The following is a 13010-nucleotide window of genomic DNA, read 5'->3' on the forward strand; positions in this document are numbered from 1 at the left end:
TCTTCCGACGGCACCGGGCACGTGCACGAACCGCCACGGACCGCAGTCAGCGACTGTGCCGTCGTATCGGAACCGACGGGCGGTCGTCGCCTCGAGCGACACCACGGAGACGACCCGGTCTGTCGACGCGCCGTGATCGAGTCCGGACGGGTGTTTCCCGCGCTGAAACACCGCCAGCCCAGTTTTACTATTCGGGGACCGATCCCGTCGTACGGATGACCGACCACGCGATACCCCTCTATCCGATCGCCCTCGTCTGTGCTAACGTCGGGGTCGCGGCCGTTCTGGCAGCGGTCGCGGCACCTGTTCCAGTGCTACTACTGGGCGCCGTGACGGTGTTGCTTCTCTGGTGTCTCGCCGATTCCTGGTACCGCACCGAGCCGGCCCACGGGCGACGGCCGAGCGAAAGCCATCGGAGAGACCCGACCCGTGCCGACTGATCGACCGGGCGTCGTCAGTTACAGATAGACGGCCACACGGCTCGTCCGTAGCACCAGGGTACAGGACTACGACACAGCGGCGACTCGATCGAGGTGGTCGCCGCTCGCGGACGGAACCGCAGGTCGTATGTCCCAGCGTCTGTCCTGTGTACACAGGATGACCACTGTGAGTGTAGTCGGTTGTGGAAACATGGGCGGAGCCATGGTGACTGGGCTCGCTGCGACCGACGACTACGACGTGACGGCGATCGATCTCGACCCGGACGCGCTGGCGGCGGTAGCCGACGACGCGGACCGGACGACTGACGACATCGCCGCCGCTCGGGAGGCCGACATCGTCGTGCTGGCGGTGAAGCCGAAAGCGATCGATGCAGTCCTCGACGACCTCGACGCCCGTCCGGATCAGTCACTCGTAACCATCGCTGCGGGTGTTCCGCGAGCGTACGTCGCCGAGCGGACGGACGCAACCGTCGTTCGGATCATGCCGAACCTCGCGGCGAAAACCGGTAACATGGCGGCCGCCGCAACCGAGACAGGCATCACCGACGAGGTCCGCGAGATGCTCGCTGCTGTCGGCGAGTTCGTCGAGATCGACGAAGACAGCATGGACATCTCGACGGCAGTCAACGGGAGCGGACCGGCCTTCGTGTTCTACCTCATCGACGCGATGAAACAGGCTGGCATCGACGGGGGACTCGATCCGGAGCAGGCCGAGACGCTGGCAGCGCAGACGTTCAAGGGTGCCGCCGAAACGGTCCTCGACGACGATCGCGATGTCTCGGAACTCATCGACGCCGTCTGTTCGCCGAACGGGACGACTATCGAAGGTATGGAGGTTCTGTGGGACAGCGATGCCGACACAGCGGTGATCGAAGCCGTCGCAGCCGCCGAAGCACGGTCGCGCGAGCTAGGCACACAATTCCAAGATGAGTGAGCCCACCCTCACCGACGCCGTCGATAGCGACACCGTCGAGCAGGCGCGCGAACAGGCCGCGGCGGCGGACCGGGTGATCGTCAAGGCAGGCACGAACTCCCTGACTGACAGTAACTCACGGCTCGACCGGGTGAAACTCGACACGCTGGTCAGCGATATTATGGACCTCCGAAACCGGGGCAAAGAGGTGCTGCTGGTCTCCTCGGGTGCAGTGGGTGCCGGCAAAGGGATACTCAACAGTGAGGAGGTCGAGGCCGAGACCCTCGAGCAGAGTCAGGCGCTGTCGACGATCGGCCAGAGCCACCTGATGCGCCACTACACCCAGAGCTTCGACCGCTACGACCAGACGGTCGCACAGATCCTGCTGACCGAGCACGACCTGGCCAACCCCGATCGGTTCACGAACGTCCGCAATACCGTCGAGGCCCTGTTCGAGTGGGGGATCGTGCCGATCATCAACGAGAACGACGCGGTCGCGACCGAGGAGATTCAGATCGGCGACAACGACATGCTCTCGGCGTCGGTCGCTATCGGCCTCGACGTCGATCTGCTGGTGACCCTGACCGACGTCGACGGCGTCTACACCGGCAATCCGAAGGAAGACGACGGGGCAGAACTGATCAGAGCCGTCGGCACGAACTACGATGCGGTCCAGTCGCTCGTCGACGACAGCACGACCGCCGAGTTCGGCGGTATCCAGACGAAAGTGGAGGGCGCACGCGACGTGAGCGAGCACGGCATCCCCGCGATTATCGCGGGGTCGGCGGACCGAGACGTGCTGGAACGGATCGCTACTGCCAAATCGGTGGGCACGCTATTCGTCCCGATAGACGGAGCCACAGATGACTGAGTACGACACGGAATCCCAAGTGACCGAAGCACAGCACGCCGCGTTGCAGTTGGCAAACGTCGACGAGGCGACGCGCAACGCCGCGCTCGAATCGATCGCCGACGCCATTCGTGACCACGCGGCGGAGATCCGGGCGGCCAACGCGACCGACGTGGAGGAGGCAGAGGCCATGCTCGAACGGGGCGAGTACACACAGGCGCTCGTCGACCGGCTGAAACTCGACGACGCGAAACTGGAGAGCATCGCCGAAATGGTCGAGAGCGTCGCCGAACAACAGGATCCACTCGGTGAGACACTGGAGGCCCGGAAACTGGACGCGGATCTCGAACTGTACAAGGTCTCCGTGCCGATCGGCGTCGTCGGCACCATCTTCGAGTCACGGCCGGACGCGCTGGTCCAGATCGCCGCCCTCGCACTCAAATCCGGCAACGCCGTCATCCTCAAGGGCGGCAGCGAGGCGAGCGAGTCCAACCGCACCCTCTACGAAATCATCCGCGAGGCGACCGCCGAACTGCCCGACGGCTGGGTCCAGCTCATCGAAGCCCACGAGGAGGTCGACCGCCTGCTGGAGATGGACGAGCAGGTGGATCTGCTGATGCCTCGTGGCTCCTCGGAGTTCGTCTCCTACATCCAGGACAATACCCAAATTCCCGTCCTGGGCCATACGGAGGGAGTCTGCCACGTCTACGTCGACGAAGCCGCCGACCTCGAACAGGCCGAGGCGATCGCCTTCGACGCCAAGGTCCAGTATCCGGCGGTGTGTAACGCCGTCGAGACGCTGCTGGTCGACAGACGCGTCGCCGAGACGTTTCTCCCGCCCATGGTCGAGCGCTACGAGGCTGCCGATGTCGAACTCCGCGGAGATGAGGCGACTCGCGAGATCGTCGACGTGGGCGAAGCGACCGACGACGACTGGGACAGCGAGTACGGTGACCTCGAGCTGTCGATCAAGATCGTCTCGGACGTGTACGAGGCTGTCGAACACATCAACGCGCACGGCTCGAAGCATACCGAGTCGATCGTCACCGAAGACGCCGAGACCGCCGAGACGTTCATGACCGGGATCGACGCCGCGAGCGTCTTCCACAACGCCTCGACGCGCTTCGCCGACGGATATCGCTACGGTCTCGGCGCTGAGGTCGGCATCTCGACCGGGAAGATTCACGCCCGCGGCCCGGTGGGTCTGGCGGGACTGACGACCTACAAGTACTACCTCGAGGGCGACGGCCAGCTCGTGGCCACCTACGCAGGTGAAGACGCCACACCGTTCTCCCACGAATCCCTCGACGGGGAGTGGACGCCCGGCCGACTCGAGGACGAATAGCAGACGGCCGAGCGACCGTTTCCGGGGACGAGTAACGGCCGAAGAGTCCTCACAACACACAGCGCCGGGACGTCCCGGCTCTGCCCTGTGATCGTGGTGGAGAGCGGTCGACCCGGAGAACCGGATCCGTACCACGGAACGCCGCTCGCCTCGTGCTATCGGGTCCGACTGAACGACCCGGTTTCGCCGAGACGTTTCGGCAGTATCGGCGGGGCTTTTACAGTCGGCGGAGTCACTCGACGGTCCCTGAACGTGCGTCGCCACGATCGAGTACGCTGACCCGGCGGCGAGAGAGATTTCGTATCGCGATATACGATTTATGGGACCGTTACCCGGGCGGAGCGTCGCTGCGTGGACACGTCGAAGTCGTCCGGCTGTCGGCACGTTCTCCGGAGACTCTTGCCCCGCCCACCGGGGGGTGCCGTCGTGCGAGCCGTCGGCACGGCACGAAAACTGTTAAGAGCGGATTGGGCCAACCAGTTACCAATGGGATTCGACGAGATGGACGTCGACACGATCTGGCAGGACGGTGAGTTCGTCGACTGGGAGGACGCACAGGTGCACGTTCTCACGCACGGACTCCACTACGGCACCGGGGTCTTCGAGGGGGTCCGGTGTTACGACACGGAGAACGGCCCGGCGATCTTCCGCTGGGAGGACCACCTCGAACGGTTCTACCAGTCGGGGAAACCGTACGACATCGACATTCCGTTCAGCCGGGAGGAGTTGACCGAGGCGACGAAGGAACTGATCCGCCGGCAGGACCTGGAGTCCTGTTACATCCGGCCGGTCGCGTTCTACGGGTACGAGGAACTCGGGCTGAACCCCTCGAACTGTCCGGTCGAGGTCGCCATCGCGGTCTGGCCGTGGGGCGCGTATCTCGGCGAGGAGGCGCTGGAGGAGGGCGTCGACGTGTCGATCTCCTCCTGGCGCAAGTACGGGTCCGATCAGATCCCGACCAACGCCAAGACGACCGGGCCGTACGTCAACAGCGTCCTCGCGAACCTGGAGGCGACGGGCAACGGGTACACCGAGGCTATCGTCCTCAACGGCGAGGGCAACGTCGCCGAGGGACCGGGCGAGAACATCTTCCTCGTCCGGGACGGCGAGATCTACACGACGGGCCTCGCCGAGTCGATCCTCGACGGCATCACGCGACAGTCGATCATCACCATCGCCGAGGACCTGGGCTACACGGTCCACGACGACGCGACGATCTCACGGGGCGAGCTGTACACCGCCGACGAACTGTTCTTCACGGGGACGGCGGCGGAGGTGACGCCGATCCGGAGCGTCGACGACAACGAAATCGGTGCTGGCACGAAGGGGCCGGTCACCGACGAGTTGCAGACGAAGTTCTTCGAGGTCATCGAGCGTCGGACCGACGAGTACGAAGCGTGGTTCCACTACCTCTGAGGCCCTGGCGGTTCTGGATCGGCCGTCCGACGGCGTCGATGACGCCACTGTGACCCGCGACCCGGTCCAGCAGACTCCGCATCCGCTGGAAACGACTCCCCGAGCGCCGGGACGGGCGGCTCAGTCGTCGGCGTCCCCGTCGCTGGACAGTTCGTCGGTGACGCTGATCGCGACGCTGTCGTCGCGGGACTCGCCGAAGCCGGCGCTCAGGATACGCGTCAGGGCGTCCTCGACACGTTCGTCCATCTCGTCGTATTCCTCGGATTCGACTTCGATGACGAACCCGGTCGTGATGTTGGGCGCAGTCGGGAGAAAGAGCACGTCGCGGCCGTCGTCGGTCGTCTTGCCGGTCTTGAACGCGGTCATCCGCAGCCCGTTCCAGGTCTCGATCTTGACCGGTTTCTGGAGGTCTTCGGTGCCCGAGACGGCGGTTTCGACGGCCATCTTCGAGGCGTTGTAGACCACCCGGAGGCCGGGCAGGCGGTTCATCAGGTTGTCGAGAATGTCCTCGAAGATGTCGCCGAAGGCCGTCCGGCTGAGATAGCCCACCGACAGGACCAGCAGGAAAAAGACGATCAGCGTCGTCAGCACGCGGACCAGCCCCAGTGCCTGCCGTGGCACTCCCAGTTCCGTCAGCACGGCGAGATTGATGCCGAAGACGGCCGTCGAACTCGCGATGATCCCGTAGAGATACGCGATGACGTACAGGGTGACGATGACGGGCAGCAAGACGATGAGTCCGCTCGCGATGTCCCGCTTCCAGGAGGCCATAATGCGGTACGAAGTGGTTCTTGTGCCTCCCTTTACTAGTTGACGATTGCCCGTAAGGCGAAGGTCAGATTCTGCCGGCGTTCGGCGACGCGCCGGTAGAAATACGACAGCCACGTCCCCCCGTAGGGGACGTACTGCCAGACCTCGTGCTCGGCGGCCAGCCGTTCCTGGGCCGGTTCGCGCACACCCATCAGCATCCGGATCTCGAACGGCGCCCCGTGTTCTTCGTGGAGCCGGTCGGCGGCGGCGATCATCGCCGGGTCGTGACTGCCGACCGCGATGCCGCCCTCACGCTCGGCGAACGCCTGTGCCAGCAACTCTCTGTAGGCGTCGTCGACTTCCGCGCCCGGCAGTGCCACGTCCCGCGGCGGGTCGTCGGCTCCCTTGACGAGCCGGATTTTCCCGGGACAGTCGGCCAGCCGCGAGAGGTCCGCCGGAGGTTGGCCTGGAGACAGACCCCGACCCCGCCGTCGTGGGCGCGGGCCTCGGCCTCGAAGGCGTCCAGCGTCGCGTCGGTCGTCGTGTGATCCGCCATGTCGAGCCAGACGAACACGCCCGCTTCGTCGACGTGGTCGACGATGCGCGAGCGGTTTTCCCGGAAGACCGACTCGCTCACGTCGAGACCGATCTGTGAGGGCTTGACCGAGATGCAGGCCCGGAGGTCCGTGCCCGTGATGTCGTCGAGGAGCCGACAGTACGTCTCTGTGTCCGCGTCGGCCGGCCCGCGCTCGTCGTAGTGTTCGCCCAGGTGATTGAGGATAGCCCCGGTTCCACGGTCGTCGAGTCGCCGCGCCCGCTCTATGGCCGTGGCCGCCGTCTCGCCGGCGACGAGCCGGCTCGCTATTGGCGGGATCATACTGGCAAATATTGCCTCCGCCATACTGAGTCCGTCGCTCAGTTCGGGACGCTTAAGGACGGCGCTGACCCAGCATGCCTCAGGAATGGACATCGTCGGCGTACTCGCGGTGGCGTTCTGGGCGATGCTACCGGCGTACGTGCCCAACAACGCCGCGGTGCTGGTGGGTGGGGGGCCACCGATAGACGGCGGGCGGACCTGGAACGGGCGACGACTGCTCGGTGACGGGAAGACCTGGCTGGGGACCGCCGGGGGGATCGTCGCCGGCGCGGCACTGGCGCTCGGGCTGAACACGATCCATTCGACGGTCTCGGATGCGGTCGCGGGACTGCCGGAGTTCACACTCGTCGCCGCGATCACACTGCCGGCGGGCGCGTTGCTCGGCGACATCGGCGCGTCGTTCCTGAAGCGCCGGACGGGGCGGGAACGCGGGGCGGCGTTCCCCGGACTCGACCAGCTGGACTTCGTGGTCGGGTCGCTGGGGCTCACGGTCGTGCTCGCACCGGGCTGGTTCTTCGAGACGTTCACGCTCCCGGTGCTCGCGGTCGTGCTGGTCATCACGCCCGTCCTGCACGTCGGGACGAACCTCGTGGCCTACATGCTCTCGCTGAAGAGCGAGCCGTGGTAGGGCCGAACTGATGTACTTTTCACGCCGGGCCGACGAGGGGCGGGTATGACCACAGACAGGACGCTCCGGCTGGCGACCCGGGGGTCCGACCTCGCACTCAGGCAGGCCGCCACGGTGAGGGAGACACTGGCGAGCCGGCGGCAGTCGGTCGAACTCGTCGAGGTCGAGACCACCGGCGACCAGATTCAGGACGAACTCATCCACCGCCTCGGCAAGACCGGGGCCTTCGTCCGCAATCTCGACCGGCAGGTGCTCGACGGCGAGGTCGACGCCGCCATCCACTCGATGAAGGACGTGCCGACCGAGAGTCCCCCGGAACTGATCGTCGCAGGCATCCCCGAGCGGGGCCCGGCTGGCGACGTACTCCTGACGCCCGACGGCATCCCACTCGACGACCTTCCCGAGAGCGCGACCGTCGGCACCGCCAGCCTCCGGCGGGCCGCGGAACTTCGGGCCGAGCGGCCGGACCTGGAGATCGAACCGCTCCGGGGCAACGTCGACACGCGCGTCGAGAAGCTGCTCGCACCCTCACTCCAGCGGGAACACGAGCGGCGGCTGGAAAGAGCTGTCGGGGAGCAAAGCGACGACGAGGACGTGGACGCCGACGATCTCGACCCCGACAACCTCTCGGATGCCGTGCTGGCCGAGATCGATGAGTGGTTCGACGGCCTCCACGAGATCGAACGCCGCGCGACCGAGCGCGAGGTCGAGGTCGAGTACGACGCCATCGTCCTCGCCGAGGCGGGGCTGGACCGGATGGGCCTGCTCCACGCCGTGGAGTTCGAGCGCCTGCCGACGGACACGTTCGTCCCCGCACCCGGCCAGGGTGCGCTGGCGGTGACGGCGCTGGACGACGACGTGGGGACCCAGATCCACGACCGGCTCGATCACCCCCCGACGCGGGTGGCGACGAGCGTCGAGCGCATCGTCCTGGACGAGCTGGGTGGGGGCTGTGTCGCGCCCATCGGCGTCCACGCCACGGTGCAGGGAGCGGTCGTCCACACGGTCGTCCGCGTCCTCAGCCAGGACGGGACCGAGGAAGTAGCCACGTCGCGTGACCTCCCCGTCGAACGCCACGCACGGGCCGCCGTCGATCTGGCCGACGACCTCCGCGAGCAGGGCGCGGCCGACCTGATCGAGCAGGCCAAACGCGAGGAGCCCGACGAGCGAAAACGGGAGGACTCTTAATCGGGGGCACGAAAGGCTGCTCATCATGACAACCGACGCCGACATCGCACCGGGGAAGGTCTACCTCGTGGGGAGCGGTCCCGGCGATCCCGACCTCCTGACGGTCAAAGCGAAACGCCTGCTCGACGAGGCCGACGTGGTCCTCCACGACAAACTCCCCGGCCCGGATATCATCGAGATGATCCCTGAGGAGAACCGCGAGGACGTGGGTAAGCGCGCCCGCGGCGAACGCACCTCCCAGCAGTACACGAACGAACGGCTGGCGGAACTCGCCCACGAGGGCAAGACCGTCGTCCGGCTGAAGGGCGGCGACTCGTTCGTCTTCGGCCGCGGTGGCGAGGAGATGGTGTACCTCGCCGAACACGGCGTCCCCTTCGAGGTCGTGCCCGGCGTGACCGCAGCCATCGCCGGGCCGGGCGTGGCTGGGATTCCGGTCACCCACCGCGACTACGCCTCCTCGGTCTCCTTCGTCACCGGCCACGAGGATCCCACGAAGGAGGACTCGGCGGTCGACTGGGGGGCACTGGCCGACACCGGCGGAACCATCGTCGTCCTGATGGGCGTCGGAAAGCTCCCCGAGTACACGCGGGAACTCCGAGCGGCCGGGATGGACCCGAACACGCCCGTCGCGCTGGTCGAGCGCGGAACCTGGCCCGACCAGCAGGTCGCCACGGGAACGCTCGATACCATCGTCGAGGCCCGCGACGACGCCGGGATCGAACCGCCAGCCGTCACCGTGATCGGCGACGTGGCCCGCGAGCGCCAGCGCGTCGTCAAGTTCCTCCAGAACGGGGCCGAGGAATCGTGAGCGACCGCCCCCGCGTCGCCGTCTTCCGGCCCGACGACGAGCGCATCACCGCGGCGGTGGCGTTGCTGGAGGACCTGGATGCCGATCCGGTCCCGGATCCGATGCTCGAAGTCGCCCCCACCGGCGCGAGCCCCCGGTCCGACGCCGACTACGCCGTCTTCACCAGCAAGACCGGCGCGGAGTTGATCGCCGACGCGGACTGGACCCCCGGCGAGACGACAGTCTGTGCCATCGGCGACTCCACCGCGGCCGCGCTGGAAGCTTCGGGCTACACTGTCGATCTGGTGCCAGAGGAGTTCTCCTCGTCCGGACTGGTCGATGCCCTCGAAGGAACTTGTGACGGCGCGCGGCTCGAGGTCGCCCGGAGCGACCACGGGAGTTCGGTGTTGCTCGACGGGTTGAACGACGCCGGCGCGTACGTCCACGAGACGGTGCTGTACCGGCTCACCAGGCCTGACGGGGCCGGCGAATCCACGGAGCTAGCGGCCGCGGGCGAGCTGGACGCCACACTCTTTACTTCCTCGCTGACCGTCGAACACTTCCTGGCGGCGGCCGACGACCGCGGGGTTCAGGACGAGGTGGTCGCGGGATTGGCGGACGCCGTGGTCGCCGTCATCGGCGAGCCGACCGCCGAAACGGCCCGCGCTCACGGGCTCTCGGTCGACGTGGTTCCCGATCAGGCCGAGTTCGAGGAACTGGCCCGCGACGCGGTCGCGGCGGCCACGTCGGAGTGATTTACACGAAGGAAAATTTATTTTTCGGCGGTCAGTGAGACGTTTCGCGCCCGGAAGGCGCGGCCTTCCTCGAAGACGGCCATCATCGGTTCGGCCTCGAGGGGCCGGAACGTGATGTGGTACCCCTGGTGTTCGTTCTCGCCGGTGATCCGGTAGCGGCCGTTCCGGTAGCGCGCGGTCGTAATCCGCACGTCGTGGGTCGCCCCTTCGAGTTCGAAGGCGAGGCGGTCGCCGGGTGTGGCGGCGAGTAGACGGGCGCGGTCGGGTTCGAGCGCCAGTACGTTCTCGGCACGGTAGTCGTGGCAGTCCTCGCCGTCGACGTGGGTCGCCTCGATGCCGTCGTCTGCCCGGTGGAGGGTGACGCCGTAATCGGCGGCGGGGTTGTGGAGATGGATGGCCAGGCGGTCACCCGAGGGCGGGAATCGCGGGGCGGCGAGCCACTCCTGGCGCGTCTCGAAGTCCTCGCGGCGGACGCCGTGTGAGGCCATCGCCGCCTCGTCGGTCGCGGCGTAGTCCCGGACTGTGCTGGTGATCCTGCCGACGAGAAACGGTGTGCCGTGTCGGTCGGCCCGGGCGTCGGTCGCGTCGTCGTCACCCGGGTCCGGGGTCACGGTGTCGACCCGAACGGCGACCCAGGTTCCCAGGGTCGCGCTCTCGAAGACGGACTCGGAGACGGCGGGGTCGGTGTGGGTCGCGGCGGCCGCTCTGGCGGCGCGGGCGCGTTCCCGAACCAGTGGATGGCTGTCCGCCCGGGCGCGTTCCCGGAGCGCCTCGTCGACCCATGACTGGTCGGTGGCGGCGGCCACCCGGCAGGCGGCCTGGCGGACGCTGGCCACCGCTGCGGTCACGAGTTCGCGGAGGCGATCCGACACCACGTTACACAGGCCAGGATAGGCGCGTTCCAGTGGTACCAGCGTCCGCAAAACGGACACCTGCACGGGGTAGTGGTCGTCGAGCAACGCCCGGGTGAGTTCGTCCGCGTGGGGTTCGAGCAGTTCGGGATAGTACGGTGCCAGCGAGGAGAGGGCCCAGGCGACGTTGCTCCGGACGCTTTTCACGTCGGAAAGCGGTGCGATCAGCGCGGGGACGGCAGACCGAACTCGTCGCGGGCGTTCGGCGGCCAGTTCCGCCAGTGGGCGCGCGACACACGCCCGGACGGCGGTCACCTCGTCGGACAGCGCCGCGACCAGCGGGTCGGCCACGGGCGCGACGGCGGTCGGGTCGGCGACGCCGACCTCGAACAACGCGTTGGCCACGTCCCGGCGGACCGACTCCTGCTCGTCGCCGAGCGCGTCCACGAGCCGGGCGAGCGAGCCCTGCAACCGTAACGGTTGCTCGGCGGCCGCCTCCCTGATCGTCCGGGCCGCAAGCCGCCGCTCGGTCTCGCTGCCGTCGCTCAGCGCCCGTAGCGGGAGGTCGGTGGTCATACCAATCCGTGGTATACGGTCCCACCACACGAGCCTAAGTCTTCCGGAAATCCGGGAAAACCGCCAGACAGCAGCCCATTCCGTAGCCGACAGGTCGACCCGCAGACCGGAGGTTTAAACGGGAGACCGCGATAAGAAACGCGCGATGGCTGGCCCAGTGCAAGCGCTCGAGGATCGCGCCGTGGCGTGTGCGAACTACCTGCAAAGCGCCGAGCGAGTGGTGCTCGCGTCACACATCGACGCGGACGGACTGACGAGCGCGGGCATCGCCGCGACGGCGCTGGAACGGGCCGGGATCGAGTTCGAGGTCGTCTTCAAGAAACAGCTCGACGACCACGAGATCGCGACCATCGCGGCCCGCGACGAGGAGACGGTCCTCTTTACCGACTTCGGGAGCGGCCAGCTCGACGCCATCGCCGACCACGAGGCCGCGGGCGATTTCACGCCCGTCGTCGCCGACCACCACCAGCCCGCCGAGCGCGACACGGAGTACCATCTCAACCCCCTGCTGGAGGGACTCGACGGGGCTTCGGAACTCTCCGGTGCGGGCGCGAGCTACGTCCTCGCGCGGGCGCTCGAGAGTGAGGGCGTCGACAACCGCGACCTGGCCCGCCTCGCGGTCGTCGGTGCCGTCGGCGACATGCAGGCGGTCGGTGGCGAACTGGTCGGTGCCAACCGGGAGATCGTCGCCGAGGGCGTCGCGGCGGGCGTCCTCGAAGAGGGGACCGACCTCGCGTTCTACGGGAAACAGACACGACCGCTCCCCAAACTGCTCGAGTACGCCAGCGAGGTCCGGATTCCGGGGATTTCCAACGATCAGAACGGGGCGATCCGATTCCTCGACGGGCTGGGCCTGGACCTGAAACGCGACGGCGAGTGGCGGCGCTGGGTCGACCTCGACCACGAGGAGCGCCGGACCGTCGCCAGTTCGCTCGTCCAGCGCGCCCTCCAGAAAGGGGTTCCCGCCGACAAGGTCGACGGCCTCGTCGGGACGACCTACACCCTGCTGGCCGAACCGGCGGGAACGGAGTTGCGCGACGCCAGCGAGTTTTCGACCCTCCTGAACGCGACCGCCCGCTACGAACGGGCCGACGTAGGCCTGGCGGTCTGTCTCGGTGACCGTGCCGACGGGTTAGAGCGGGCGCGCAAACTCCTCCGGAACCACCGCCGGAACCTCTCCGAGGGGCTCCAGTGGGTCAAGGAGACGGGCGTCACCCAGGAGGAGAACCTCCAGTGGTTCGACGCGGGCGAGGAGATCCGCGAGACCATCGTGGGCATCGTCGCGGGCATGGCCGTCGGCGTCGACGGCGTCGACCGCGACCGCCCCATCGTCGCCTTTGCCCGGAAGAACGACGAGGAGACGAAGGTCTCGGCACGAGGGACCGGCCCCCTCGTGGCCCGGGGGCTGGACCTCTCGGCGGTGATGGGCGAGGCCAGCGCGGAAGTCGGCGGCGGTGGCGGCGGGCACGACGTGGCCGCCGGCGCGACCGTCCCCGCGGGCCGAGAGCAGGAGTTCGTCGAACTGGCCGACGAACTCGTCGGTGAACAGTTGGGGTAGGGTTCGGGCCGCCCCCGGTGGAAGTTGCGACTACGATGGTTTGGCGGGCCTGTGATGCGTGGTATCGGCCTATTCA

General features: G+C 67.3%; 11 protein-coding genes and 1 pseudogene. 9 read left to right on the forward strand and 3 right to left on the reverse strand.

Translation table 11 applies throughout. The features are described 5' to 3' along the window. The first annotated feature begins 597 nt into the window (after positions 1-597). The 4 genes from proC to MU521_RS05220 all read left to right on the forward strand — a co-directional run bounded on the left by proC (position 598) and on the right by MU521_RS05220 (position 4964). Positions 598-1374, forward strand: coding sequence for a pyrroline-5-carboxylate reductase (gene proC / locus MU521_RS05205; RefSeq protein ID WP_092687769.1), 777 nt, complete (start codon positions 598-600; stop codon positions 1372-1374). Then, positions 1367-2224, forward strand: a complete 858-nt coding sequence (gene proB / locus MU521_RS05210; protein ID WP_092687766.1) for a glutamate 5-kinase — start codon at positions 1367-1369, stop codon at positions 2222-2224. Before proC ends, proB begins: the two co-directional genes overlap by 8 nt. Continuing rightward, positions 2217-3548 (forward strand): glutamate-5-semialdehyde dehydrogenase, encoded by a 1332-nt coding sequence (locus MU521_RS05215; RefSeq protein ID WP_092687763.1) that lies wholly within the window; start codon positions 2217-2219, stop codon positions 3546-3548. Before proB ends, MU521_RS05215 begins: the two co-directional genes overlap by 8 nt. A 486-nt stretch (positions 3549-4034) precedes the next feature. Then, positions 4035-4964 (forward strand): branched-chain amino acid transaminase, encoded by a 930-nt coding sequence (locus MU521_RS05220; protein ID WP_092687760.1) that lies wholly within the window; start codon positions 4035-4037, stop codon positions 4962-4964. Positions 4965-5084: 120 nt separating this feature from the next. Here the strand turns inward: MU521_RS05220 and MU521_RS05225 are convergent, their stop codons facing one another. Continuing rightward, positions 5085-5735, reverse strand: coding sequence for a DUF502 domain-containing protein (locus MU521_RS05225; RefSeq protein ID WP_092687757.1), 651 nt, complete (start codon positions 5733-5735; stop codon positions 5085-5087). A 35-nt stretch (positions 5736-5770) separates the two neighbouring features. Then, positions 5771-6591 (reverse strand): annotated as a pseudogene (locus tag MU521_RS05230) (proline dehydrogenase family protein). A gap of 85 nt (positions 6592-6676) precedes the next feature. On the opposite strand from MU521_RS05230, the gene MU521_RS05235 reads away from it, so the two are divergent. The 4 genes from MU521_RS05235 to MU521_RS05250 are packed head-to-tail and all read left to right on the forward strand — an operon-like array spanning position 6677 to position 9949. Further along, positions 6677-7219 carry a CDP-2,3-bis-(O-geranylgeranyl)-sn-glycerol synthase gene (locus tag MU521_RS05235; RefSeq protein WP_092687754.1) on the forward strand — a complete coding sequence of 181 codons (543 nt, stop codon included), beginning with the start codon at positions 6677-6679 and terminating at the stop codon, positions 7217-7219. Between the two features lie 45 nt (positions 7220-7264). Beyond that, positions 7265-8407 carry a hydroxymethylbilane synthase gene (hemC, locus tag MU521_RS05240; protein WP_092687751.1) on the forward strand — a complete coding sequence of 381 codons (1143 nt, stop codon included), beginning with the start codon at positions 7265-7267 and terminating at the stop codon, positions 8405-8407. A gap of 25 nt (positions 8408-8432) precedes the next feature. Beyond that, the gene (gene cobA / locus MU521_RS05245) at positions 8433-9215 is read left to right on the forward strand and encodes a uroporphyrinogen-III C-methyltransferase (RefSeq protein ID WP_092687747.1); all 783 of its coding nucleotides are present in this window, start codon (positions 8433-8435) and stop codon (positions 9213-9215) included. Continuing rightward, positions 9212-9949: a uroporphyrinogen-III synthase gene (locus tag MU521_RS05250; protein WP_092687744.1), complete on the forward strand. Its 738-nt coding sequence runs from the start codon at positions 9212-9214 to the stop codon at positions 9947-9949. Before cobA ends, MU521_RS05250 begins: the two co-directional genes overlap by 4 nt. Positions 9950-9966: 17 nt before the next feature. Here the strand turns inward: MU521_RS05250 and MU521_RS05255 are convergent, their stop codons facing one another. Then, positions 9967-11376 carry a HEAT repeat domain-containing protein gene (locus MU521_RS05255; RefSeq protein WP_092687741.1) on the reverse strand — a complete coding sequence of 470 codons (1410 nt, stop codon included), beginning with the start codon at positions 11374-11376 and terminating at the stop codon, positions 9967-9969. Positions 11377-11521: 145 nt separating this feature from the next. Between MU521_RS05255 and recJ the strand changes: the two genes are divergently transcribed. After that, complete coding sequence (recJ, locus tag MU521_RS05260; protein ID WP_092687738.1) at positions 11522-12934, forward strand: RecJ family nuclease; 1413 nt, start codon at positions 11522-11524, stop codon at positions 12932-12934. Positions 12935-13010: the final 76 nt, after the last annotated feature.

This window comes from Halorientalis regularis (genome assembly GCF_023698535.1).
GTDB classification, from domain to species: Archaea; Halobacteriota; Halobacteria; order Halobacteriales; family Haloarculaceae; genus Halorientalis; species Halorientalis regularis.

Bases quoted from the DNA above. Each gene is read 5' to 3' on its own strand.
- proC (WP_092687769.1), top strand. From the start codon at position 598: ATGACCACTGTGAGTGTAGTCGGTTGTGGAAACATGGGCGGAGCCATG.
- proB (WP_092687766.1), top strand. From the start codon at position 1,367: ATGAGTGAGCCCACCCTCACCGACGCCGTCGATAGCGACACCGTCGAG.
- MU521_RS05215 (WP_092687763.1), top strand. From the start codon at position 2,217: ATGACTGAGTACGACACGGAATCCCAAGTGACCGAAGCACAGCACGCC.
- MU521_RS05220 (WP_092687760.1), top strand. From the start codon at position 4,035: ATGGGATTCGACGAGATGGACGTCGACACGATCTGGCAGGACGGTGAG.
- MU521_RS05225 (WP_092687757.1), bottom strand. From the start codon at position 5,735: ATGGCCTCCTGGAAGCGGGACATCGCGAGCGGACTCATCGTCTTGCTG.
- MU521_RS05235 (WP_092687754.1), top strand. From the start codon at position 6,677: ATGGACATCGTCGGCGTACTCGCGGTGGCGTTCTGGGCGATGCTACCG.
- hemC (WP_092687751.1), top strand. From the start codon at position 7,265: ATGACCACAGACAGGACGCTCCGGCTGGCGACCCGGGGGTCCGACCTC.
- cobA (WP_092687747.1), top strand. From the start codon at position 8,433: ATGACAACCGACGCCGACATCGCACCGGGGAAGGTCTACCTCGTGGGG.
- MU521_RS05255 (WP_092687741.1), bottom strand. From the start codon at position 11,376: ATGACCACCGACCTCCCGCTACGGGCGCTGAGCGACGGCAGCGAGACC.
- recJ (WP_092687738.1), top strand. From the start codon at position 11,522: ATGGCTGGCCCAGTGCAAGCGCTCGAGGATCGCGCCGTGGCGTGTGCG.